We start from the raw sequence: 22,650 nt of genomic DNA, 5'->3' as shown, positions 1-22,650 counted from the left end.
CCTGGTGCGGCGTCTGACAGAGGGGCCGGTGCCGGGGGCCGTCCGTTCCTGAGCGGGACAGCAGGACAGCCGGGCAGGTGATCCGTTGATCCGTTGATCGTTTGTCTATCGCCGCTGCCTACCGTCGGCCCGACAACGCACCACGTTCGATTTCAGGAGCCTCCGCTGTCCAGGATCATCACCACCGCCATGCCCGCGCTCGGGCACACCGGCCCGCTGCTGGCCATCTCCGCCGACCTCGCCGCCCGGGGGCACGAGGTGGTGTTCCTCGGGGGCGCGCGGTTCGCCGGGGCGGCCGCGCGGGCGGGGGCGCGGTTCGTCGCGCTGCCGGCCGAGGCCGACTTCGACGACCGTGACCTCGACGCGAGCTTCCCGGGGCGGTCGGAGCTGCCGCCCGGGCCGGAGCGGATCGCCTTCGACGTGCGGCGGGTGTTCCTCGACCCCGTCCCGCACCAGTACCGGGCGCTGCTCGCGGTGCTGGCGGAGTTCCCGGCCGAGACCGTGATCGCGGACGCCTTCCTGCAGGGCGCGCTGGCGCTGGCGCTGGGCCGGCCGAAGGGGGAGCGTCCGGCGCTGATCGGTGTCGGGGTCACACCGTCGATGCTTCCGAGCGCGGACACCGCTCCGTTCGGGCTGGGGCTGCCGCCGATGCCGGGGGAGGAGGGCAGGGCCCGCAACCGGGCCCTCCAGGAGGAGCTGGACCGGCGTGGCGAGCCGTTGCAGCGGTACGCGGAGAGGGTGTTCGCCGAGGCGGGCGTCCGGTTGCCGGAGGGGCCGCGCGGACGGGCCGTGGTGGCGGTGCCGGACGTGTTCGTGCAGCTGACCGTGCCGGGCTTCGAGTACCCGCGCAGCGACGCGCCCGCCTCGTACCGGCTGATCGGCGCGCTGCCCGGCGCCGTCGGCGGGGAGCGGCCGCTGCCGTCGTGGTGGGGCGAGGCGACCGGCGAGCGGCCGGTCGTGGTGGTGACCCAGGGGACGCTGGCCAACACCGACCTCGGGGAGCTGATCGCGCCGACCGTCGCCGCCCTGGCCGAGCGGGACGTGCTGGTGGTGGCCGCCACCGGGCGCCCGGACGGGCCGCAGGTGCTGGCCGGGCTGATGGGCGGCCGACTGCCGGACAACGTGCGCGCCGTGGACCACGTCCCGTTCGAGCGGCTGCTGCCGCACACCGACGCGCTGGTCAGCAACGGCGGCTACGGCGGGGTGCAGACCGCGCTGCGGTACGGGGTGCCGGTGGTGGTCGCCGGGGTGAGCGAGGACAAGCCGGAGGTGGCGGCCCGGGTGCAGTGGTCGGGCACGGGGCTCGACCTGCGTACGGGCCGCCCGGCGCCGGAGGCGGTCGGCTGGGCGGTCGAGCAGGTGCTCGGCGAGGGCCGGTTCCGCGAGCGGGCCCGCGCGCTGGGCGCGGAGTTCGCGGAGTACCGGCCGTTCGACACCATCGCCGGGCTGGTGGAGTCGCTCGCCCGCTGAGGCCGGGGAGACGACCCCCCGGGTGGCGGTCCGTCAGTCCCCGTCGGCGTCCGGCTCCGTGCTGGGCGTGACGCCGCCCTTGGCGATGCCGAGCTTGGCCTCCGCCGTGGTCCAGTCGGTGGCGATCGCCTGCTGGGCCGCGGTCAGGGTGACCTGCCCCTTGCAGATCGCGGTGTGCAGGTGGGTCTCCACCGAGTCCTTCGGGTTGTTCGGGCCCTTGCCCGGAACGTGCCCGGGGGAGGGCGGCTGGACCCACAGGTTGCGCGGGTCGTTGGGGTCGCCGCCGAGCTGGAGGCTGATCAGGTGGTCGTACTCGGCGTCGCCCATCGGGCCGGTGTAGCCGTAGGACTTGGCGTTCTCGGTCTTCTCCTTGCCGGTGATGTTCACCGGCGGGCGGATGGTCGAGGTGTAGCCGCCCGGCTTGCAGATGGTGTCGTTGATGTTGCCCTGGTTGACCGCCGGGCTGATCGCCCCCGGGGTGCAGTTCGGGTCGGGCAGCGGCTGCTTGTCCGCGGTGTAGCGGTAGTGGCAACTGCCCGGCGCGGGCTGCGGCTGGGCGTCGTACGAGCTCTTCGGGCCGGGCCCGGTGACGATCGCGGCCGGGACGGGCTGGGCGGCGTCGCCGGCGGCGGCCGGGGTGGAGCCGTGGGCGGACTCCTTGGCGTGGCCGCCGTCCTTGGCGGTGGTGTGGCCGCCGCCGGACGAGCAGCCTGCGGCTGCGGCGAGCAGGACGGCCGCGGCTATGGCCAGGGCACCTCGGACGGGAGCCGGCACGGGGTTCCTCCAGGTCGTTGCGATGGGACGGGCGGCCGGCCGGCGGTGTGCACCGGTGGCCGCGCCAGCGGACACTACCGCGTCGAGGGGGCCGAAAGGGTGACGCCACGTCCGGGCGCTGGAGGACCGTCACGGGCGCGCGGAATCGTTTCCGCGACGGCACGTCACCCGCCGGGGTCGCGGCGGGTTCCGTGCCTGTCGGCATCATGAAGGATCCGTGGTCGAACGGAGCCTGAAGGAGCCGGGCCGAGCCTGAAGCCGAGCCGAGCCGAGCCGAGCCGGGCCGCCCGCCGCGGGCGGCCGGGCCCGCGGCTACCCCGCCGCGATCCAGTCGGTGATCAGGTCGTCCAGCACCCCCAGCGGCAGGCTGCCGTGCCCGATCAGCTGGTGGTGGAACTCCCGGACGTCGAAGCGCCCGCCGAGCGCGGCCCGCGCCCGCTCGCGGTGCCGGACGATCTCCCGCCGCCCGATCAGGTAGGCGGTGGCCTGGCCCGGCCAGGCGATGTAGCGGTCGATCTCGTTGCGGACGTTGGCCTCGGGCGTGGCGGTGTTCTCCCGCATGAAGGCCATCGCCCGCTCCCGGGACCAGCCGTACTGGTGCAGCCCGGTGTCCACCACCAGGCGCACCGCCCGCAGCGCGTCCATCGACAGCATGCCGAGGCGGGACAGCTCCGAGCCGTACAGGCCCATCTCGTCCGCCAGCCGCTCGGTGTACAGGCCCCAGCCCTCGACGTGGGCGGTCAGCTGGCCGCTCGGCTTCTGCCGGAACTCCGGCAGGTGGTGCAGGGTCTGTGCGACGGCGATCTGGAGGTGGTGGCCGGGCACGCTCTCGTGGAACGCGATCGCCTCGTACTCGTAGCTGAACCGGCTCTCCGGGCGCAGCGTGTTGATCCAGTGCGTGCCGGGCAGCCCGCCCGGGCCCGGCGGCTGGTAGTAGGCCAGCGGCGCGGTCTCCGCCTCGATCGGGTCGATCTCCCTGATCACGCAGTCGGCGATCGGGTACGGGTGGAACCAGTCGGCCGAGGCGCGGCGGGCGCGCTCCAGGGCGTCGTCCACCAGGGCGATGATCTCGGCCGCGCTGCCGAAGCGCAGCGAGCGGTCCTCGCGCAGCGCGGTCAGGACGGCGTCGGTACCGGAGAGGCCGAGCACCTTGCCGCCGAGCTCGGCGAACTCCTCGCGCAGCGCCGCCACCGCGTCCAGGCCGGTCCGGTGCACCTCCTCCGGGCTGAGCCCGGGCCGGGTGAAGCGGGAGACGGCGTCGGCGTAGCCCTCGGCGCCGCCGGGCACGTGGCAGACGCCGGCCTCCTCGTCCGGGCGGGCGCCCGGTGCCAGCTGCTGGGCGAGTCCGCCCCGGTAGCGGGCCACCGCCGGCCGGACGCCGTCGCGCACGATCGCCCGGGCCCGCTCGAACTCCCGGCGGCCCTGGAGCGGGCGCAGCAGCTGGTCCGCGGCCGGGCCGGCGGCGAGGTAGCCGTCCAGCTGGGTGACGGCGGCGTCCACCCCGCTGCGCAGCGGGCGGCGGCCCTCGGCGGCGGCCTCCACGGCGCGCCGCAGGGCGGCGTCGAAGTAGCCGGGCAGGGCGGCCAGCCGCTCCAGGTAGGCGTCGGCGCCCTCCTGGTCGACGGTGGTCATCGCGAGCGAGGTGAACACCTCGTTGTGCGGGGCGACGATGGTCGCGGAGACGCTGAAGTCGGCCAGTCCGTGGGTGATCAGGCCGGTGCCGTTGTCGATCAGGCGGGCGAGCACCCGGTGGGTGATGCGGTCCTCGCCGGTCAGTCCGTCCAGGGGGATCGCCGCCAGCCGCGCCCCGAAACCCCGGAGCGCCTCGCGGTGGCGCAGCGCGGCCGCGCGGGACGGGTCGGGCACCTCGTGGGCGTAGCCCTCGACTCCGCTGAGGCTGGCTTCGAAGGGGTTGTGGCGGTTCTCGGCGGCGAAGAACTCCTCGGCGAGGGAGGCGAGTTCGGCCTGGTGGGAGTCGGCGTGGGAGTCGGTGTTGGAGTCGGGGTGGGAGTCAGGACGGAGGTGGGGGTGGTCGGTCGACGGGCTGGTCGGCTGGTCGTTCATGGGTCGCTCCCGGGTCCGGTGGGGTCAGTGCGACACGTGCGACACGGGTTCCCTGGGGCGCCCCGATCGGGCCGATTATTGGGAGTCGGCGACGGCGCGGTCAATACGCTGAGAAGGGAAAGGAGTTCCGTTCGCAGGTGGTGAACGCGCCGCCGCCGGCCGGGGTTTCAGCGCGACGGGCCCAGCGGTGAGGCCCGGGTGCTCCCGGGTGGATCAGCGGTAGGACTCCGGCGCGGCCGGCTTGCCCGCCTCCTGCACCTCGACCAGGTAGCGCCAGCTGTCCGGCCGGCTGCCGTCCCGGTCGGTGAAGCCGTACTCCACGGCGAGCTGTCCGCTGGAGAGCGACTGGCCGTTCCAGCGGGCGACCTCGGGGTCGGCGGCCAGCGCGGCGACCGCCCGGCCGACGAAGTACGGGGTCTCCGAGATGCCGAAGTGCGGCTCCTGGGCCAGCGCGTCGCGCCAGTTCTCCTCGGTCACGCCGAAGTGCTCCAGCATGATCTCCGAGCGCATCCAGCCGGGGGTGAGCGCCACGGCGGTGGCGCCGCGCGAACCCAGCTCGTGGCCGAGGGAGAAGGCCATCCGCAGCACCGAGGCCTTGGCCAGGTCGTAGAAGAAGGAGTTGCGGTACCTGGCGCGGTTGTACTCCTCCGTGCCGTCCGTCATCTCCACCACCAGGCCGCCCGGGTTCCGGAGCAGCAGCGGCAGGGCGTGGTGGCTGGTGATCGCGTGCGTCTCCACCGCCAGGCGGAGCAGCCGCAGACCGTCGTCCAGGTCGTGCTCCCAGACCGGGGTGTCCCAGCCGAACAGCTTCTCTCCGCCCCAGATGTCGTTCACCAGGACGTCCAGCCGGCCCTGCTCGGCCTCGATCCGCGCCACCAGGGCGGCCACCTGGGACGGCACCAGGTGGTCGGTCGGCACCGCGATGCCCCGGCCACCCGCCGCGGTGACCAGCTCGGCGGTGTCCTCGATCGTCTCGGGGCGGTCGTACTCCGAGCGCTGCTCCCGGGTGGTGCGCCCGGTCACGTACACCGTCGCGCCCGCCGCGCCGAGCTCGACCGCGATCCCCCGCCCCGCGCCCCTGGTCGCTCCCGCGACCAGGGCGGTCCGACCGTTCAGTGCCCCTGTCATCCACTGACCTCCCGTACGTACGGTTGTGCTCATGACCGTGCCGGCGTCCGCCGCCCGTGGGCGAACGCCGGCACCATCCAAGCGCGGGGGTCTGACAACCGGCGGCGGAGCGCGCGATCCGGCAGGTCAGCGGTCCGGCAGGTCAGCGGTCCCGGGAGGGCGCTCAGGCCTGCTTGGCGGCCTTCGCGACGGCCTCCTTCTCGTGCTTCTCCTTGATCCGGACGGCCTCCTTGCGGACGTCCACCTGGTTGGCGCGCTCGTGCTGGAGCCAGAGCGGGTTCTCGGCCTTGATCGCCTCGATCTCGTCGGTGGTGAGCGCCTCGGTCACGCCGCCCCGGGCCAGGCCGGAGATCGACACACCGAGCTTGGCGGCGACCACCGGGCGCGGGTGCGGGCCGTTCTTGCGCAGCTCCTGGAGCCACTGCGGCGGCTCGGCCTGCAGCGCGTTCAGCTCCTCGCGGGAGACCACGCCCTCCTGGAAGTCGGTCGGCGCCGCGTCGAGGTAGATCCCCAGCTTCTTGGCCGCCGTGGCCGGCTTCATGGTCTGGCTGGTCTTCTGCTTGAGCGATGTCATACGGACAAGGGTAAGGGAGTGCGCGGGCGCTCCCGGTCACGGTCGGTAGCCTTGCCCTGTGACAGACATGCAGGTGAACCCGTCCTTCCGGCTCGCGTACGTCCCGGGCGTGACCCCCGGCAAATGGGCCCGGGTCTGGGGCGAGCGGCTCCCGGACGTACCGCTCGACCTCCTCGCGGTGGCCGCCGCCGACGGCGAGCGCACCCTGCGGGAGGGCACGGCGGACGCCGGGCTGGTCCGGCTGCCGGTCGACAAGGACGTGCTCAGCGCCATCCCGCTGTACACCGAGACCACCGTGGTGGTCTTCCCCAAGGACCACTGGCTGGCCGCCGCCGAGGAGGTCACCCTCGGCGACCTCGCCGAGGACGTGGTCTTCCACCCGCTCGACGACACCCTCGGCTGGGCCGCCGACGCGCTGCCCGGGCGCCCCGCCATCTCGCGCCCGGAGACCACGGCGGACGCGATCGAACTGGTGGCGGCCAACGTCGGCGTGCTGCTGGTGCCGCAGTCGCTGGCCCGGCTGCACCACCGGCGGGACCTCACCTACCGGCCGGTGGTCGAGGCGCCGCAGTCCCAGGTGGCGCTGTCCTGGCCGCAGGAGCGGACGACGGACCTGGTGGAGGAGTTCATCGGGATCGTCCGCGGGCGTACGGTCAACAGCTCGCGCGGGCGCGGGGCCGGGCAGGAGGCCGCTCCGGCCGGCTCGGCGAAGAAGAAGGCGGCGCCGCAGCGCAAGCCCCAGACGCAGAAGGCCGGCGGGCAGCCGAGGTCGGGCGGGCAGAAGCCGAAGGCGGCGGGGAGCGGCCGGGGAGCGGCCGCCGCCCGGCGGGGGAAGCCCAAGCGGCGCGGGTAGCGTAGCGTCGGCCCCGTTTCGAGGAGCCCGCGGCCGCAGGGCCGCGGTGGGAGGAGCGGGGCACATGTGGCATGACCTGATGGCCGTCCAGATTCCGATCGTGGAGAAGGTCCTCCGTACGATCGCCGTCTACGCGCTGATCCTGATCCTGTTCCGGCTCGCGGGGAAGCGCGGGCTGGCGGGGCTGAACACCTTCGACATGGTGGTCGTGTTCCTGCTGTCCAACGTGGTGCAGAACGCGATCATCGGCAACGACAACAGCCTGCTCGGCGGCGTGATCGGGGCGGTGACCCTGGTCGCGGTGAACTCCGGCGTCACCCGCTGGCTCGCCCGCGACCCGCGCGCCGCCCGCTTCCTGGAGGGCACGGCCACCACCGTCGTCCGGGACGGCAAGCTGGTGCCCGGAGCGCTGCACGACCTGGCGCTGCGCCCGTCCGAGCTGGAGCACGCGATCCGGCTCCAGAACGGGGACAACGTCAGCGGTGTCGCCCGGGCCCGGCTGGAGCCGGACGGGCAGCTGCTGGTCACCCTGAAGGGCAGCGAGCAGAGCGCCACCCGGGGCGACCTGGAGGAGCTGCGGGAGCGGCTGGCGGCGATCGAGCGGCTGCTGGCCGAGATCGCCGCCGACCGCCGGCCGTAAGGCCTGCTCGGCGGCCCGGGCCCTCAGGTGTTCGTGCCCGCGGTGGCGAGGGAGTCGGTCCGGCGGCGGCGCGCGGCCGGGGCCGCCGCCAGGGCGAAGCCGATGGCGGCGGCGAGCAGGTGGCCGACGGTGGTGAACTCCGGCAGCGGGCCCGGCCAGTGGCCACCGCCGCCGCCGAGCGGCCAGGCGATCACGAAGAGGGCCCAGGGCAGCCGGGCCCGGCGGGGCAGGGCGAGGACGGCGAGCGCGAGGGCGGCCTGGGCGCCGTAGCTGATGCCGTAGTCCGAGGCCTGGCGGACGTCCTCCGGGTACCAGCCCTCGTGCAGCGCCAGCAGGATGACCACGGCGGTGACGAGCGTGGCGCCGATGTGTCCGGCGAGGAACACGGCGACGGCCCGCAGCTTCCCGTAGCGGTGCTCGACCCAGGCCAGGCTGACGCAGACGCCGAGGCCCAGGGTGATCATCGTCGAGCCGAAGCCGGTCGAGAGGACGTCGGCGAGCGTGCCGTCGAACAGCAGCGCGCTGCTGAACAGCGCGCGGACCGGATGGTCGTGGAGGTTGTCCAGGTTGGTGCTGATGTAGGCCCGCACCGTGTCGGCCCGTTCCTCGGAGAGCCCGTACGCGATCCAGACGTGGCCGAGCAGGAGCAGCCCGACGAAGCCGAGCGTCAGCGGCGAGCGGCGCGGATACCGCCGGACGGCGCGCAGCAGCCCGGCCAGGAGCCCCAACGGGTTTCGAGCGTTCATGTTCTGACGGTGTCCCGGTCCGACGGCATGGTTCCGGCCGCCCTCGGTGCGGCCGGCCACGCCGGGACAGTACCGAAGTCCGATGAACGCCGAGGCGGCTGCCCTCACCTCGCCCGGCGGGTGAGGGTCGCCGTGAAGGGGCGGGGGGAGAGGGAGGAGCTGCGGTGGGGGCGGACGGACTGGTGGGGGGTGGGGGTGACGGTCCAGCGGGAGGCGATGGTGGCGATGGCGAGGGCGGCTTCGGTGGTGCCGAAGGTGTCGCCGATGCAGCGGCGGGCGCCGAGGCCGAAGGGGGTGTAGGTGCCGGGGGCGGGGCGGGCGGTGGTGAGCCAGCGGTCGGGGTCGAAGCGGCCGGGGTGGGGGAAGAGGTCGGCGCGGCGGTGCAGCAGGTAGGGGCTGTAGAGGATGGTGGCGCCGGCCGGGACGCGGTGGCCGCCGAGTTCGGTGTCGGCGGTGACGGTGCGGCTGAGGATCCAGGCGGGCGGGTGGAGGCGCAGGGTCTCGCTGACGATGCGGCCGGTGAGCGGGAGGGAGGGCAGGTCCTCGTGGCGGGCGGGGCGGCCGTCGAGGACGGTGTCGAGCTCGGTGTGCAGGCGCTCGCGTACGGGCGGGTTGGCGGCGAGGAGGGTCCAGGCCCAGGAGAGGGTGGCGGCGGTGGTCTCCATCCCGGCGAGCAGGAAGGTGACGACCTGGTCGTGGATCTCGTTGTCGGACAGGCCCCGCCCGTCCTCGTCGCGGGTGCTGAGCAGCACGGAGAGCAGGTCGTGGTGGTCGGTGCCGGCGGCGCGGTAGTCGGCGATCAGGCGGCGGGTGATCTCGCGGAGGTCGCGCCGGGCGCGTCGGAAGCGGCGGTTGCCGGGGGTGGGGATCCGGTCGGCGCCGGGCAGCGGCAGCATGATCCGCCGGGCGACGCCGCGGGCGACCGCGTCCATGCACGCGTGGACGGGCAGCGAGCCGGCCCGTTCGTGTGCGGCGAACAGGCAGCGGGCGGTGACGGCGGTGGTGAGGCGGTACATCGCGGCGGGCAGGTCGATCACGTCGCCGTCGCTCCAGGGGGCGGTGGTGCCGGCGATCTCCTCGGCCATCATGGCGGCGTAGCCGGGCAGCCGGTCGCGGTGGAACGCGGGCTGCAGCATCCGGCGCTGGCGGCGGTGGTCGGCGGCGGGGCAGGTGGCGAGGCCGTTGCCGAAGACCTCGCGGGCCTTGTCGAGGATCAGCCCGCCCTTGTCGTAGGTGCGGTCCTCGGTGAGCAGTTGGCGCACCAGGTCGGGGTGGCAGGCGACGTAGGCGTCGAGCGGGCCGAGCCGCAGTCTGACGAGGTCGCCGTGGGCGGCCAGGCCGGCCACGAAGTCGTACGGGTGGTGGAGGAGGGCGGGGGCGTGGCCGAGGAGGGGGAGCGCGCGGGGGGCGGTGGCCGAGGTGTACTGGAAGGTCGGGCGGTACTGGGTGGGCACGGGCGTCACCTCGGGAGATGGCCGGATCGAGTGGTGATCGGGATCTATCCCGGCGCCCACGACCGAAACGATCGAGGACCGGGGGCGGGTGGCGTGAACGCGGGGGCGTGTGCCGAACGCCGGTGCGCCGCCGGAGATGTGACGATCCGATCGGCGACCGGGGCTATCCGAGGGCGGCGCCGCGCGCCTACACTGCGAGCCCGGCGCGATTACCGGCCGGTACTACCGGGCAGTACGAGCCGGGCGGCGGAAGGTCCGGCGGGGAGCGGGGAGTTGGGATGACCGACGAGCGGACGCACGCGTTCACCGACGACGCCCTCGGCGCGCACGACGCGGTGGCGCTGGCCGCGCTGGTCCGGGCCGAAGAGGTGAACCCGCGGGAGCTGGTCGCGGCCGCCGTGGCCCGCGCCGGGCGGATCGACGGTGCGCTGCTGCCCGTCGCCCACGCCTCGTACGACCGGCCCCGGATCAGCCGGGAGGGCGTCGGCGGCGAGCTGTGGGGCGTACCGACCTTCCTCAAGGACAACGTGGACCTGCGCGGACTGCCGACCGCCATGGGCAGCGAGGCCTTCCGCGCCCGCCCGGCCCGCCGCAACGCGCGCTTCACCGACCAGTTCCTGGCCACCGGCCTGGCCGTGCTCGGCAAGACCCGGCTGCCCGAGTTCGGCCTGAACGCCTCGACCGAGTTCGCCACCGCCCAGCCGGTGCGCAACCCCTGGAAGCCCTCGCACTCGGCCGGCGCCTCCTCGGGCGGGTCGGCGGCGCTGGTGGCCTCCGGCGTGGTGCCGATCGCGCACGCCAACGACGGCGGCGGGTCGATCCGCATCCCGGCCGCCTGCTGCGGCCTGGTCGGGCTCAAGCCCACCCGGGGCCGGCTGGTGACCAACGCGCAGGGCGGCAAGCTGCCGGTCAACCTCGTCACCGACGGGGTGCTGACCCGCTCGGTGCGCGACACCGCCGCCTTCTTCGCCGCCGCCGAGCGCCACCACCGAAGCGCCCAACTGCCCCCGCTCGGCCTGGTCGAGGGCCCGGGGCAGCGCCGGCTGCGGATCGGCCTGGTGGTGGACTCGCCGATCGCCAAGACCGACGAGCCGACCCGCCGGGCCGTCGAGGAGACCGCCGCCCGGCTGGAGGCGATGGGCCACCTGGTCGAGCCGACCACCCTGCCGTTCGGCGAGGAGTTCTCCCGTGACTTCCTCGCGTACTGGGGCTACATCGCCTGGGTGATCGCGCTCACCGGCCGGCTGATGCTCGACCCGTCCTTCCGGGCCGGGAGGCTGGACGGCCTCACCACCGGGCTGCGCCGCCGCTTCCAGTCCGAGTTCCCGCGCACCCCGGGCGTGCTGCGACGGCTGCGACGGGCCGAGGCGGTGTACGCGGGGATCTTCCACCAGCACGACGCCATCCTCTCCCCGGTGCTCGCCCACACCACCCCGCCGATCGGCCACCTGAGCCCGAACGTGGCCTTCGACGAGCTGATCGAGCGGCTGCTGCGCTACGTCGCCTTCACCCCGGTCAACAACGTGACCGGCGGCCCGGGCATCGCGCTGCCCACCGGGGCGGCGCCGGGCGGCCTGCCGATCGGGGTGCACCTGTCGGCCGCGCACGGGCAGGAGCGGCTGCTGCTGGAGCTCGCCTTCGCGCTGGAGGCGGACCGGCCCTGGCGGCGCATCCAGGACTGACCGCGACCGGCCGGCCGCGACCCGCGGACCCATCGGCCGCGACCCGCCTACCCGCCGACCCACCGGCCGCGACAGGTCACGACCGCCTGACCGGCCACGACCAGGGGTCACCAGGGATCACGAGGCCGCCAGGGCCCGCGCCGCGTGCACCTCGTGGTGCAGCCGGGCCAGCGCGCAGTTCGGCGACAGTGCGTCCGGGTCGGCCTCCGGCAGCGCCGCGCCGGTGCGCAGCGCCTCGGCCAGGTCGGCCAGCTCCCGGGCGACGGTGGCGACCTCGGCCGTGGTCGGTACGGGCGCGCCGTGCTCGACCCGCACCCGGGCGGCGGTGGTGGTGTCGACGATCCGCTCGACCGCGATCACCAGCGGCCACCAGGCCTCGGCCCGGGCGCCGACCGGCGGCGGCTCGGTGAGCGCCCGCTGGAACTCGCTGCGCACCGTGGACAGGTCCCGGTAGAGCCGCCGCCGGTGGCGGGCCCGGCCCGGTTCGTCCCGCCCGGGGGCGGTGGTGAAGGCCAGCGACACGTACGCGGCGGTGTCCTGGACGGCGTCGGCCAGCCGGTCGCCGATCCGGGTGTGCCAGGACTCCGGCCACAGCAGGTAGCCGACCAGCAGCGAGATGCCGCAGCCGATCAGTGAGTCGTAGAGCCGGGGCAGCACCAGGCGGAAGCCCTGGTGGTTGAGCAGGTCGGAGAGCAGCAGGATCACGGGGGTGATGGCGGCGGTCTGGAAGGCGTACCCCTTGACCGACAGCGCGGGGATCAGCATGGCCAGGGCGGCCATCACCGGTACGTCCCACCAGCCGTGCGGCACCTCGGCGAGCACCGGCACGGCGATCAGCAGCCCGCCGGCGGTGCCGAGCGCGCGCAGCACGGCGCGGGAGAACACCGAGCCGAAGTCGGGCTTCATCACGAAGGTGACGGTCAGTGCCACCCAGTACGAGCGGGGCACCGCGATCACCGAGACCAGCACCTGCGCCAGCCCGATGCACAGCGCGAGCCGCAGCCCGTAGCGCCAGGAGGCGCCGGAGAGCAGCAGCGCGCGGGCGGCCCGCCGGGCGCGGATCTCCAGGCCGGCGGGGCGGCCGAGCCGGTCGTCGACGGCGTACGGGTCCGGCGCGACCTCGTGCACGACGACGGAGGCGTGCCCGATCGCCTGGGCCAGCGCGCGGGTGGAGGGGCCGACCGGTTCGGGCAGGTCGGGTGGTGGGGCGGGGCCGGTGCGGCCCTGTTCGACGGCTTCGGCGAGGGCTCGGACCGCGGCCGGGTAGGCGGGTGGCAGCGGGCCGTACTCGGGCGGGCGGAACTGGACGGCCGAGGCGCCCTCGACCACCGGGACCAGCGCGTTGAGCTGGGCGAGCAGCCGGGCGAGGGTGGCGGAGCGGCCGTGTCGGCGGGCGCGGCGGGCGAGCAGCAGGTCGTAGGAGTGGTTGAGCGACTGGGTGAGCGCCCGGCGCCTGCCCTCGTACGCGGCGGAGCCGGTGGCCTCCAGCAGTTCGGCGGCCGACCGGTAGGTGTCGGCGACGACCGTGCGTTCGGGGGTGCCGCCGCGCAGCGGCCAGGCGAGCAGGGTGAGGGCGAGCACCAGCAGGCCGCCGAGCAGCAGCAGCGCGGGCGGCAGCCACCAGGGCGAGGGGAGCGGAAGTCCGGCCCCGATCACGGCGTTGAGCAGCAGGAGCAGTCCGGAGACGGAGGCGACGGCTCCGATCGAGGAGATCATGCCGGAGACCAGCGCGACCACGGTCAGCACCGCGACGGCCGTCCAGCCGGCGCCGTGCGCCTGGGCGCCCAGCAGCACGCCGAGGGCGCCGAACAGTTGCGGCACGGCGATGTTGAACACCCGCATCCGGTAGGCGTCGGCGGTGTCGCCGATGACGCCGGACAGCGCGCCGATCGAGACCAGCGCGGCGTCGCCGGGCCGCCCGACGGCGGTACCGACCGCGAGCGGGGCGGCGAGCGCCACCGAGGCGCGGGCGACCGCGGCCCAGGGGATCGGCGCGTTCCGGGGCCGCAGGCCCTCGGTCAGCCAGGGAGGAGGGGCGAGCCGGGTGCGTGCCACAGTCCCAAGCTACCGGCGGGCGGGCGGCGAGGGCTCGGCGTCGACCGTGCGCGGGCGCCGCGGGGCCGGGTGTAACGGGGCGCCGAGGCGGCGGGTTCAACCCGTGAGCCGCCTCTCGCGCTTATGTCAATTCTCGAAACATACCCGTGCTTATGTCAGTCTCCGAAACATAAAGCGAAGCCTGGAAGGCGTTGTGAGCTGCGCTGATTTCCCAATCGGTAACCAGCCGGAAAGGGTTGACACCATTAGTTGGTCTAGTCCAACGTATGGGGAGCGCGGTTCGCCAATGGCTGATGCTGGGTGAGTGGCCTTGCCAGGCGGGTGAGTTGACCCCCTGACGTGGTGCTGTTCCGTGCTCGGGGGCAGGGGCGAGAAGGAGCGCATGCGGACGGGACCGCATCCGCGCTCCGAATTCCCCACGCGGCCGACGACCGGCCGCCGATCCGCCGTGTCCGCACCGAGCGCCCCAGGACGCGCTGAGTCGACTACGAACCATGGAGTGACCGCCCATGCCGAGCCCTGACGAACACCCCGACGCACTCCCCGACGGGCCCGCCGAGGAATACCTGTACCGGGCCGCCACCGAGCGCCCCTACTTCAGCGCGGACACCGAGAGCTACCTGGCCCGCACGGCGCTGCGCGAAGTGCGCAAGCGGCTCCCCCTGCGGGTGCTCTCCGAGGAGGACTTCGCGTTCTGGCAGACCTACGGCTACGTCGTGGTGAAGCAGGCGATCCCGGCCGAGGCCGCCCGGCGCCTGCTCGACTTCACCTGGGACTTCCAGGGACTGTCGCCCGACCGCCCGGAGGACTGGTACCGCGAGCGCGACTACCGCGACGAACTCGACCAGCACCTGCACATCTACGGCTTCGTCGAGGCCTACCACCACCAGCTCATCTGGGACAGCCGCCAGGCGCAGCGCGTCTACGACGCCTTCGTCGACGTCTGGGACAGCGAGGAGCTCTGGGTCACCCTCGACCGCCTCAACCTCAACCCGCCGAACGTCCGCAACCGCGACCGCGCGCTCATCGAGCCCACCGACAAGGGCTTCGACATCGAACTGCACTGGGACGTCGACACCACCCAGGGCATGCTGCCGCAGCGCGTCCAGGGCATCATCGCGCTCAACGACACCGCGCCCGACCACGGCGGCTTCCAGTGCAACCCGGAGCTGTTCCGGCGCTACAACGAGTGGCAGGCCGCCCAGCCCGCCGGCCGCGACCCGATCCGCCCGGACGTCGACCGTACGGAGTTCCCGGTGGTCCGGCCCGAGTTGAAGGCCGGCGACCTGCTGATCTGGAACGGTCTGCTCGCCCACGGCGTCGCCCGCAACACCTCCGAGAACGGGGTGCGCGCCGTGCAGTACCTGTCCATGATGCCCGCCCTGGAGGAGTCCGAGCCGCTGCGCCGCTCCCGGGTCGAATCCTGGCGCACCCTCGGCACCCCGGACTGGAACCGCACCCTGGTCGGGGACGCCGAGAAGCCCGAGGCGCTGCGCTACGGGCCCGCCGAACTGACCGAGCTGGGGGAGAAGTTGCTCGGCCTGCGGTCCTGGAACGGCCACGTCCGGGAAGAGACGCAGGAGCAGCCGGAGTCGACGGGGGAGCCGGAATGCGCGACATCTGCCTGACCCTGCCCACTAACCGCGAGTGCGCCGGCACCATCACCGCGATCGGCGCCGAAGCCGCCTACGCCGCCCGGCGGTTCGGCGTCCGGGTGCACCTGCTGGTGCTGGACTCCGCCGACCCCGCCAGTCGCGCCCGGCACGCCGAGGCGCTGGCCGCGCTGCCGCCCGCCGAGGGCGTGGTCGTCCACCACTTGGACGAGGAGGACCAACGCGCCTTCCTGCGCGAGGCGATCGAGCGCTCCGACCTGCCCGGGCCGGACAAGCTGCTCGACCTGATGCTGCCCGACGCCGTCTCCTACGGCGCCTGCACCAACCGGGCCTTCCTGCTCGCCGCCGCGCTCGGCTGCGCCTCGGTGCACCGCCGCGACTCCGACAGCCGCTACCAACTGCTCGACGGTGAACCGGTGTTCCCGATCGAGCACGAGCTCGCCACGATCGGGCTCAAGGCCGCCGACGCGGCCGCCGCCGTCACCGAGCACACCCTGGACCCGGCGCACGCCGACAAGCCGGTCGCCCTGGTCGGCGCCTCCTTCATCGGCGAACTCTCCGTCGACCTCGGGGAGATCCGCGACCTCGACCCGGAGGCCTACCACGACGTGGTCGCGCTCTGGGCGCCCACCGGGGCCACCGAGGAGCAGCGGCGCGAGCTGGTCGCCGAGTCCTTCGTCGGCGCCGGCAGCGAGCCCTTCACCGGCGACCGCGCCGTGCTCGACCGGCCCGACATCTGGCGGATCGACATGTGCAACATCGCCCTCGACCGCGAGGTGTACGAGCGCGTCCCGCTGCCGCCCGCCACCGACACCATCGGCAGCGACTACTTCCTGCACCACCTCGTCCACGACGCCACCCTGCCCGGGGTGACGCACAACCGGCACATCGTCAACTACTACACCGCGGAACGGCGTACCGGCCGCGGCTTCACCGCCTACCAGGAGCGCTACGCCAAGTTCCTGCTCTCCATGCTCTACCTCCACCCGGTCTACGCCGAGATGGAGGAGGCCGGCGCGGCCCTGCTCGACGAGCGGCACCGCGTCCGGCCCGAGGCGATCGCCGAATCCGCCCGCCGCAGCGCCGCGACGGACCGCGCCGAGAACCACCGGCGGCTCGCCGAGCTCGACCGCTGCTACCGACGACTGGGCGGGAAGTACGCCGAGTTCGCCGACCACCTGGCGTCCCTGCGGACGCGTCTGCTCGACGAGGCGCAGGCGGACATCGAGGACTTCGCACTGCTGATCGACGCGTGGGGCCCGCTGGTGCGGGCGAGCAAGGCCACCCCCGCCGACCGGCTGCCGCGCTAGCCGGACCGGGAGTTCACACGTGATACCTCAGACCACCGAACCGCGCCCGTCGGCCGACCACGGCAGGGCCCCGCACCAGAAGGCGGGCCACCCGCGGCCCGAGGCCGCCCGGAAGACCAGCCACCGCGCCCCGACCACCGCGGCCACCGAGCACGCGGACAGCGCGCCCCGCCCCGACCAGCACGACCACGGCGCTCTGCGTGCCGCGCTCGCGGCCGCCACCGAGGACACCATCGTCTACGACCTGGACGGCATCGGGCGTCAGTACGCGGCCCTGTGTGGGGAACTGCCCGGCGTCGCGGTGCGGTTCGCGATGAAGGCCTGTCCGGTGGACGAGGTGCTCGCCCACCTCGCCGGGCTGGGTTCCGGGTTCGACGCGGCGAGCCCGCAGGAGATCGAGCAGGCGCTGCGCACCGGCGTGGCGCCCGGGCTGGTCCACTACGGCAACACCATCAAGTCCGATCGCAACATCGCCGAGGCCTACCGGCTGGGGGTGCGCGAGTTCGCCACCGACAGTCTGGAGGACGTCGCGGCGATCACCGAACACGCCCCCGGCTCCCGGGTGTTCTGCCGTCTCGCGACCACCGGTGAGGGTGCGTTGTGGGGCTTGAGCCACAAGTTCGGGTGCTCGCCCGAGGACGCGGTGCGGGTGCTCGGCGCCGCCCGCGCCGCGGGGCTGGTGCCCTCCGGCTTGTCGGTGCACGTCGGTTCGCAGCAGATGACCGCCGAGGCGTGGGGTGCGGCGATCGATGCTCTGGCCGCGGTGCTGGAGGCGCTCAACTGGCGTGGCATCACCCCGGAGCGGATCAACCTCGGCGGCGGCCTGCCCGCGCTCGGGGTGCTGGACCGGCTGGGCCGTGCGCTGGAGCCGCCGTTGGACAAGATGTTCGCGGTGATCCGTGAGGGGATGGAGCGGTTGCGCGCGGTCAACGGGGCCCCGCTGGAGTTCCTGGTGGAGCCCGGGCGTCACCTGGTCGCCGACCACGGTGCGATCCGCGCCCATGTCGCCCGGCTCTCCTCGCGTCACCGTCTGGACGGCACGGGTGAGGACTGGCTCTATCTGAGCTGCGGGAAGTTCAACGGTCTGTACGAGATGGACCAGTTGCAGTACCGGCTGGAGTTCCCGACCCATCCGGGCGGGCAGTTCGTCAACGCGGTGGTGGCCGGTCCGACGTGTGACAGCGACGACGCGTACGGGCAGGACGGTGGCCGGGTGCGGGTGCCGCGCGCGCTCGCCTCGGGCGACCCGGTCTGGATCCACTCCTGCGGCGCGTACGCCACGGCCTACGCGACCCGCGGGTTCAACGGCTTCGCGCCGCTGCCGTACACCTGCGTCGGCGGCGGCACGGACGGAGGCGCCGCATGACCGACACCCGCATCCGGCTGCTCCGGGAGGAGGACTGGGACGCCGTGGTCGCGCTGGAGGAGCGCGCCTACGCCGCGAGCGGCCTGTCCGAGGGCCGCGAGGCGCTGCGCTCCCGGCACCGGGCCTCGCCCTCGACCTGCTTCGTGCTGGAGCACGAGGGCCGCTGCGGCGGCTACCTGCTCGCCCTGCCGTACCCGCTGTTCCGCTGCCCGGACCTCAGCCTGGCCGAGGAGGGCGGCGTACGGGCGGACAACCTGCACGCCCACGACGTGGTGATCGCGGAGGAGCTGCGCGGCCGGGGCCTGTCCCACCGGATGCTGCGGCACCTGGAGGGCACCGCCCGGGCGGCCGGCTACCGGACGCTCTCCCTGGTCGCGGTGCGCGGTTCGCACGTGCTGTGGAACCCGCTCGGCTACCGGGCCCGGCCCGAGGTCGCCCTGCCGGAGAGCTACGGCTCCCGCGCGATCTACATGGCGATGCCCCTGGACCCCGTCCCGGCCGACCCCGTTCCGGCCTGGCCGCTGCCGCACTCCACCGACCCGATCCCCGGGTCCCCACCCAGAGCCGAAGTGGGCTGATGCACATGTCCCCCGTTCGCGACGAGTTCCGCCGGTCCCAAGTGGCCATCGGCGCACTGTTCTTCGTCCTCGGATTCCAGTACGCGACCTGGGTCTCCCAGGTGCCCGCGCTCAAGGCGCGGCTCGACCTGGGCGAGGCCCAGATCGGGCTGCTGCTGATGACCTGCGGTATCGGCGCGGCGGTGTCCTTCCCCCTGGTGGCCGTGCTGATGCGGCGGCTGGGCTCCCGGCTGCTCTCGGTGGTGTCCGCGCTCGCGCTCGGGGTGATCCTGCTCGCGCTGTCGGTGGTGCCGAACTACCCGGTCACCCTGCTGGTGCTGTTCTGCGACGGTGTCGCGGTCGGCGCCCTGAACGTCGCGATGAACGCCCAGGGCGCCGCCCTGGAGGCGCGGTTCGAGCGGACCACGATGTCCCGGCTGCACGCCACCTTCAGCGCCGGCTCTCTGCTGGCCGCCCTGCTGGCCTCGGGCGTCAACGCCTTCACCGGCACCCTCGCGGCGCACTTCGGGCTGGCCGCGCTGCTGCTCGCGGTGCTGGTGGTGGCCGCCCGGCCGGGGCTGCTCGCGGACGGGCCGCAGCAGGACGAGGCCGCCTCGTCGGCGGAGAAGAAGGAGCGCAAGGGCTTCGCCCTGCCGGCCGTGGCGACGCTCTGGATGGGCCTGGCCATGGTCTTCGGCACCGTCACCGAGGGCGCCATGAACGACTGGTCGGCGCTCTACCTCAAGGACGTGGTGCACGCGGGCGGCGGGCTCGCCCCGATGGGCATCGCCGTGGTCTCGGTGATGATGGTCTGCGCCCGGATCTTCGCCGACGGCTGGCGCACCCGCTTCGGTGACGGCAGGCTCGTACGCGTCGGCAGCCTGCTGGCCGGGCTCGGTCTCGCCCTCGCCCTGCTGGTCGGCGGCGTGGTGCCGACCCTGCTCGGCTTCGCCTGCGTCGGCCTGGGCGTGGCCGCGGTGACCCCGTGCGTCTACGTGGCCGCCGCCCGGCAGGGCTCCGACGCGCTCTCCCTGGTCGCCGCGATGGGCACCACCGGCCTGCTCGCCGGCCCCGCCGTGATCGGCTTCATCGCCGGTGCCACCAGCCTGGTCTGGGGCATGGCCGCGGTCGCCGCCTCGGCCGCGATCGTCTCGCTCTGCGCGACCCGGATCCGCTGGCCGCAGCGGGAGGCCCCGGCCGAACCGGCCGACGTCCGTCTGGCCGCCGACCCGACCTGAGCCCTCCCCGGGCGGGCGCTCCTCAGACCTCGCCCGGCACGTTCGCTCCCCCCGTGGCGGCGTGCCGGGCGAGTCGTTCCCGCAGCGCGGTCAGCCGGGCGATCTCGGTGTCCAGAGCGGTCAGCCGGGCCTCGATCACCGGGGCGAAGGTCTCCGGGCCGGGGGCGTCCGTGCAGCGCCGCGGCGGGTCCTCGGAGAGCAGGTCCAGGCGGTGGACGCGGCTGACCAGGTCGTCCACCGTCAGTCCGACGGCCAGCAGTTGACGGATCGCCCGGACCCTGGCGACCTCGGCGGGGCCGTACTCGCGCTGGCCGGAGGCGGACCGGGCGGGCGGGGGCAGCAGCCCGCGCTCCTCGTAGAAGCGCAGCGCCCTGGGCGTGGTGCCCGCCGCTGCCGCCGCGTCGCCGATCCGCATGCCGCCTCCCGGGGTCAGAGCTCCACGACGGTCGTCCCGAAGGTGTCTCCGGTGAACAACCGGGTCAACGCGTGGGGGGCCCGATCGATGCCCGTGACCGGAGTCCACGGGACGGTGATCTCCCCGGCGCGCAGCCAGCCGCCGAAGCGCTCGCGCCACTCGGCCTCCAGGTCCGGGTGGTCCAGCAGGGTGAAGCCGCGCAGGCTCGCTCCGAGGGTGCAGATCCGGAAGGCGTCGATCACCGTGGGCGCGCTGCCGCCCGGGAGCTCCGGGTCGAGCTGCCCGGACAGCGCCCCGACCAGGGCGATCCGGGCGCCTCGGCGGGCCGCGTCCACGGCGGCGGTCAGCTGCTCGCCGCCGACCAGGTCCAGCACCACGTCGACGCCGTCCGGCGCGGCCTCGGCGAGCTGCTCGGCGAACGGCCGCCCGCCGGGCACCAGCACCGCGTCGTAGCCGAGTTCGGCGGTCAGCCGCTCCGCCTTGGCGGGCGAGCGGGTGGTGCCGATCACCCGGGCCGCGCCCAGCAGCCGGGCGAGCCGGCCGGCCACCGTGCCGATCGCGCCCGCCGCGCCGAGCACCAGCACCACGTCGCCCGGGCGCACCTCGGCGGTGCGGGTCAGCCCGCCGTAGCCGGCCGAGGCTGCGGAGATCAGGGCCAGCGGCTCCGGGAAGTCCGGGGGGACCGGGGTGAAGTGCCCGGCCTCGGCGAGCGCGAGGTCCCGCCAGCCGTACGAATGGGTGACCAGGTCGCCCGGGCGCAGCGGCCCGTCCCCGGGCGCGGCCAGCACCTCGCCGAGGGCCGGGCCGAACAGCGCGTCGCCGGGGGCGATGTGCGGCATCGGCAGGCCGGAGCCCTCGCCGCTGATCAGGGTGCGCAGCCCGGGGAAGACCAGGAAGGCCCGGTTGCGGACCAGCACCTCGCCGGGCCCGGGCGCGGGCAGCGCCTCCTCGGCCACGGTGAGGTCCTCGGGGGTGGGCAGTCCGGCCGGTCGGGCGGCCAGTCGGACGACACGGGCGGTGGTGGGCAGGGCCATGGCGGCGCTCCTCGCAGCGGAAGGGGGGGTGTGCGGCGGCCGGTCGGCCGCGCGGTGCCCGGACGCTAACCCCTGACCCGTGCGTCAGGGTCAAGTCGCCCGGTGCGGCCGGTGCGCCCGGTGTCTGACGGTCTGTCGTGGTCCAGGTCACCTAGAGTCACCTGCGGTACGGCCGCACCGCTGTGAGCCGCACGAGGAGGAGCCCATGACCGAGCAGCCCCCCGAGCCCCCCGAGCCCTTCGAGCACGTCGACGAGGACTGGCGGACCGCGCTGGCGATCGTCCCCCACCCCGACGACATGGAGTACGGCGGCGCCGCGGCCGTCGCCCGCTGGACCGCCCAGGGCAAGCGGGTGGTCTACGTGATGGTCACCAGCGGCGAGGCCGGGATCGACTCGATGGACCCCGGGGAGTGCGGGCCGCTGCGCGAGGCCGAGGAGCTCGCCTCGGCGCGCGTCGTCGGTGTGGACACGGTCGAGTTCCTCGGCTACCCGGACGGGGTGGTGGAGTACGGGCTGCCGCTGCGGCGCGACATCGCCCGGGTGGTGCGCCGGCACCGCCCGGACATCGTGATCACCAGCAACTTCCGCGACACCTACGGCGGGAGGACGCTCAACCAGGCCGACCACGTCGCGGTCGGCCGGGCCACCCTGGACGCGGTGCGGGACGCCGGGAACCGCTGGGTGTTCCGCGAGCTGCTCGCGGAGGGCCACGAGCCGTGGAACGGCGTGCGGCAGATCTGGGCGGCGGGCTCGCCGGGGGCGAAGCACGCGGTGGACACCACCGGGTCCTTCGAGCTGGGCGTCGCCTCGCTGGCGGAGCACAAGGCGTACCTGGCCGGGCTGGGCGCGCCGGGCGGGGGGATGGCGGATCCGCGGGAGTTCCTGGAGGGCGTGGGCCGGGGCGCGGGCACCCGGCTGGGGACGCGCTTCGCCGTCGCGTTCGAGGTGTTCCCGCTGCGCTGAGTCAGGCGTCCGTGCCGGTGTCGTCGCCGGTGTCGTTGCCGGAGCCGGAGCCACGTCGGCGCCGGTGGCGCAGCACCTGGCGCAGCAGGAGGGCCGCGACGAGCACCCCCAGTCCGACCGCGAACCAGAGCTGGTAGTGGACCGCCGTCCGGTACACGGTGCCGATGTTGGCCCCGGCGACGTAGCCGACGGTTCCCCAGACGCCCGTCCACAGCACGGCGCCGAGCAGGTTGAACAGCAGGAAGGGGCGCCAGGGCATCCCGATCGTCCCGGCGATGACGCCGTTGTACTGGCGCAGCCCGTCCACGAACCGGGCGACGGTGACCACCTTGCCGCCGTTGCGGGCGAAGAAGGCGTCCGCGCGCTCGATCCGGGCCTCGGTGAGCAGCACGTAGCGGCCCCAGCGGTGCACGAAGGCGCGCCCGCCGGTGTGGCCGATGAGATAGCCGAGGCTGTTGCCGAGGGCGGCGGCGCCGGCCGCGATCAGCAGGACGGCGGCGAAGTCCAGGTGCCCGCTGCCGGCGTACACCGAGGCGAGCACCAGGATGGTCTGGCCGGGCACCGGGATGCCGCAGTTGTCCAGCAGCACGAGCAGCGCCACCGCGAGGTACCCGTAGTGGTCCAGCAGTGGCGCGAGCCCGGCCAGTGCCCCGGGCAGCGGGGTCGTCGGCGCGGACACCGTCCGTCACCTGGGGCGGCCCCGGATTGGCGGG

20 protein-coding genes are annotated in these 22,650 nt (G+C 74.3%); 10 read left to right on the top strand and 10 right to left on the bottom strand.

Annotation, left to right across the window (positions count from 1 at the left end; translation table 11 throughout):
* Positions 1-189: 189 nt before the first annotated feature.
* Complete coding sequence (locus RZ50_RS09470) at positions 190-1,470, top strand: nucleotide disphospho-sugar-binding domain-containing protein (protein ID WP_196949224.1); 1,281 nt, start codon at positions 190-192, stop codon at positions 1,468-1,470.
* Between the two features lie 33 nt (positions 1,471-1,503).
* On the opposite strand, the gene RZ50_RS09465 is transcribed toward RZ50_RS09470, so the two are convergent.
* The 4 genes from RZ50_RS09465 to RZ50_RS09450 all read right to left on the bottom strand — a co-directional run bounded on the left by RZ50_RS09465 (position 1,504) and on the right by RZ50_RS09450 (position 6,010).
* Complete coding sequence (locus RZ50_RS09465; RefSeq protein WP_196949225.1) at positions 1,504-2,244, bottom strand: hypothetical protein; 741 nt, start codon at positions 2,242-2,244, stop codon at positions 1,504-1,506.
* 312 nt (positions 2,245-2,556) lie between these two features.
* Positions 2,557-4,308 (bottom strand): DUF885 family protein, encoded by a 1,752-nt coding sequence (locus RZ50_RS09460; protein WP_196949226.1) that lies wholly within the window; start codon positions 4,306-4,308, stop codon positions 2,557-2,559.
* A 213-nt stretch (positions 4,309-4,521) separates the two neighbouring features.
* Positions 4,522-5,436, bottom strand: coding sequence for an SDR family oxidoreductase (locus RZ50_RS09455; protein ID WP_196949227.1), 915 nt, complete (start codon positions 5,434-5,436; stop codon positions 4,522-4,524).
* Positions 5,437-5,599: 163 nt separating this feature from the next.
* Positions 5,600-6,010, bottom strand: coding sequence for a DUF5997 family protein (locus RZ50_RS09450; RefSeq protein ID WP_196949228.1), 411 nt, complete (start codon positions 6,008-6,010; stop codon positions 5,600-5,602).
* A 58-nt stretch (positions 6,011-6,068) separates the two neighbouring features.
* Between RZ50_RS09450 and RZ50_RS09445 the strand changes: the two genes are divergently transcribed.
* Complete coding sequence (locus tag RZ50_RS09445) at positions 6,069-6,863, top strand: LysR family substrate-binding domain-containing protein (protein ID WP_374199890.1); 795 nt, start codon at positions 6,069-6,071, stop codon at positions 6,861-6,863.
* Positions 6,864-6,927: 64 nt separating this feature from the next.
* Entirely contained in the window at positions 6,928-7,503 is a 576-nt protein-coding gene (locus RZ50_RS09440; protein WP_196949229.1) for a DUF421 domain-containing protein, read from the top strand.
* A gap of 23 nt (positions 7,504-7,526) precedes the next feature.
* Here the strand turns inward: RZ50_RS09440 and RZ50_RS09435 are convergent, their stop codons facing one another.
* Both RZ50_RS09435 and RZ50_RS09430 read right to left on the bottom strand, forming a co-directional pair.
* On the bottom strand, positions 7,527-8,249 hold the full coding sequence (locus RZ50_RS09435) for a rhomboid-like protein (protein ID WP_196949230.1): 723 nt from the start codon (positions 8,247-8,249) through the stop codon (positions 7,527-7,529).
* 104 nt (positions 8,250-8,353) lie between these two features.
* The gene (locus tag RZ50_RS09430) at positions 8,354-9,703 is read right to left on the bottom strand and encodes a cytochrome P450 (protein ID WP_196949231.1); all 1,350 of its coding nucleotides are present in this window, start codon (positions 9,701-9,703) and stop codon (positions 8,354-8,356) included.
* A gap of 278 nt (positions 9,704-9,981) precedes the next feature.
* Here RZ50_RS09430 and RZ50_RS09425 point away from each other — a divergent pair, with 278 nt between their 5' ends.
* Positions 9,982-11,385 carry an amidase gene (locus RZ50_RS09425; RefSeq protein WP_196949232.1) on the top strand — a complete coding sequence of 468 codons (1,404 nt, stop codon included), beginning with the start codon at positions 9,982-9,984 and terminating at the stop codon, positions 11,383-11,385.
* Positions 11,386-11,502: 117 nt separating this feature from the next.
* Here RZ50_RS09425 and RZ50_RS09420 read toward each other — a convergent pair whose 3' ends face one another.
* Positions 11,503-13,440 (bottom strand): FUSC family protein, encoded by a 1,938-nt coding sequence (locus RZ50_RS09420; protein WP_196949233.1) that lies wholly within the window; start codon positions 13,438-13,440, stop codon positions 11,503-11,505.
* 509 nt (positions 13,441-13,949) lie between these two features.
* Here RZ50_RS09420 and RZ50_RS09415 point away from each other — a divergent pair.
* The 5 genes from RZ50_RS09415 to RZ50_RS09395 all read left to right on the top strand — a co-directional run bounded on the left by RZ50_RS09415 (position 13,950) and on the right by RZ50_RS09395 (position 19,524).
* Positions 13,950-15,068 carry a phytanoyl-CoA dioxygenase family protein gene (locus RZ50_RS09415; protein WP_196949234.1) on the top strand — a complete coding sequence of 373 codons (1,119 nt, stop codon included), beginning with the start codon at positions 13,950-13,952 and terminating at the stop codon, positions 15,066-15,068.
* On the top strand, positions 15,050-16,363 hold the full coding sequence (locus RZ50_RS09410) for a DUF6271 family protein (protein ID WP_196949235.1): 1,314 nt from the start codon (positions 15,050-15,052) through the stop codon (positions 16,361-16,363). Before RZ50_RS09415 ends, RZ50_RS09410 begins: the two co-directional genes overlap by 19 nt.
* 196 nt (positions 16,364-16,559) lie before the next feature.
* Positions 16,560-17,729, top strand: coding sequence for a type III PLP-dependent enzyme (locus RZ50_RS09405; RefSeq protein WP_196949249.1), 1,170 nt, complete (start codon positions 16,560-16,562; stop codon positions 17,727-17,729).
* Positions 17,726-18,307 (top strand): GNAT family N-acetyltransferase, encoded by a 582-nt coding sequence (locus RZ50_RS09400; protein WP_196949236.1) that lies wholly within the window; start codon positions 17,726-17,728, stop codon positions 18,305-18,307. Before RZ50_RS09405 ends, RZ50_RS09400 begins: the two co-directional genes overlap by 4 nt.
* Before the next feature lie 5 nt (positions 18,308-18,312).
* Positions 18,313-19,524 (top strand): MFS transporter, encoded by a 1,212-nt coding sequence (locus tag RZ50_RS09395; RefSeq protein ID WP_196949237.1) that lies wholly within the window; start codon positions 18,313-18,315, stop codon positions 19,522-19,524.
* A gap of 22 nt (positions 19,525-19,546) precedes the next feature.
* On the opposite strand, the gene RZ50_RS09390 is transcribed toward RZ50_RS09395, so the two are convergent.
* Together RZ50_RS09390 and RZ50_RS09385 are read right to left on the bottom strand one after the other, a co-directional pair.
* Entirely contained in the window at positions 19,547-19,939 is a 393-nt protein-coding gene (locus RZ50_RS09390; RefSeq protein WP_196949238.1) for a MerR family transcriptional regulator, read from the bottom strand.
* Between the two features lie 14 nt (positions 19,940-19,953).
* On the bottom strand, positions 19,954-20,973 hold the full coding sequence (locus tag RZ50_RS09385; RefSeq protein ID WP_196949239.1) for an NADP-dependent oxidoreductase: 1,020 nt from the start codon (positions 20,971-20,973) through the stop codon (positions 19,954-19,956).
* A 205-nt stretch (positions 20,974-21,178) separates the two neighbouring features.
* Between RZ50_RS09385 and RZ50_RS09380 the strand changes: the two genes are divergently transcribed.
* Complete coding sequence (locus tag RZ50_RS09380) at positions 21,179-21,937, top strand: PIG-L deacetylase family protein (protein WP_196949240.1); 759 nt, start codon at positions 21,179-21,181, stop codon at positions 21,935-21,937.
* A gap of 1 nt (position 21,938) precedes the next feature.
* Here the strand turns inward: RZ50_RS09380 and RZ50_RS09375 are convergent, their stop codons facing one another.
* Positions 21,939-22,616: a DedA family protein gene (locus RZ50_RS09375; protein WP_196949241.1), complete on the bottom strand. Its 678-nt coding sequence runs from the start codon at positions 22,614-22,616 to the stop codon at positions 21,939-21,941.
* Positions 22,617-22,650 lie beyond the last annotated feature (34 nt).

The organism is Kitasatospora sp. SUK 42 (genome assembly GCF_015776785.2).
In the GTDB taxonomy this organism is placed as follows: domain Bacteria; phylum Actinomycetota; class Actinomycetes; order Streptomycetales; family Streptomycetaceae; genus Kitasatospora.
Note: the sequence above shows the minus strand (reverse complement) of the source record. Positions and strands in the feature narration are given on the sequence as shown.

Excerpts from the sequence above, each read along its gene's own strand:
- RZ50_RS09460 (WP_196949226.1), bottom strand. The coding sequence starts at position 4,308 with ATGAACGACCAGCCGACCAGCCCGTCGACCGACCACCCCCACCTCCGT.
- RZ50_RS09380 (WP_196949240.1), top strand. The coding sequence starts at position 21,179 with ATGACCGAGCAGCCCCCCGAGCCCCCCGAGCCCTTCGAGCACGTCGAC.
- RZ50_RS09435 (WP_196949230.1), bottom strand. The coding sequence starts at position 8,249 with ATGAACGCTCGAAACCCGTTGGGGCTCCTGGCCGGGCTGCTGCGCGCC.
- RZ50_RS09395 (WP_196949237.1), top strand. The coding sequence starts at position 18,313 with ATGTCCCCCGTTCGCGACGAGTTCCGCCGGTCCCAAGTGGCCATCGGC.
- RZ50_RS09450 (WP_196949228.1), bottom strand. The coding sequence starts at position 6,010 with ATGACATCGCTCAAGCAGAAGACCAGCCAGACCATGAAGCCGGCCACG.
- RZ50_RS09410 (WP_196949235.1), top strand. The coding sequence starts at position 15,050 with ATGCGCGACATCTGCCTGACCCTGCCCACTAACCGCGAGTGCGCCGGC.
- RZ50_RS09425 (WP_196949232.1), top strand. The coding sequence starts at position 9,982 with ATGACCGACGAGCGGACGCACGCGTTCACCGACGACGCCCTCGGCGCG.
- RZ50_RS09470 (WP_196949224.1), top strand. The coding sequence starts at position 190 with ATGCCCGCGCTCGGGCACACCGGCCCGCTGCTGGCCATCTCCGCCGAC.
- RZ50_RS09390 (WP_196949238.1), bottom strand. The coding sequence starts at position 19,939 with ATGCGGATCGGCGACGCGGCGGCAGCGGCGGGCACCACGCCCAGGGCG.
- RZ50_RS09455 (WP_196949227.1), bottom strand. The coding sequence starts at position 5,436 with ATGACAGGGGCACTGAACGGTCGGACCGCCCTGGTCGCGGGAGCGACC.
- RZ50_RS09400 (WP_196949236.1), top strand. The coding sequence starts at position 17,726 with ATGACCGACACCCGCATCCGGCTGCTCCGGGAGGAGGACTGGGACGCC.
- RZ50_RS09385 (WP_196949239.1), bottom strand. The coding sequence starts at position 20,973 with ATGGCCCTGCCCACCACCGCCCGTGTCGTCCGACTGGCCGCCCGACCG.
- RZ50_RS09415 (WP_196949234.1), top strand. The coding sequence starts at position 13,950 with ATGCCGAGCCCTGACGAACACCCCGACGCACTCCCCGACGGGCCCGCC.
- RZ50_RS09440 (WP_196949229.1), top strand. The coding sequence starts at position 6,928 with ATGTGGCATGACCTGATGGCCGTCCAGATTCCGATCGTGGAGAAGGTC.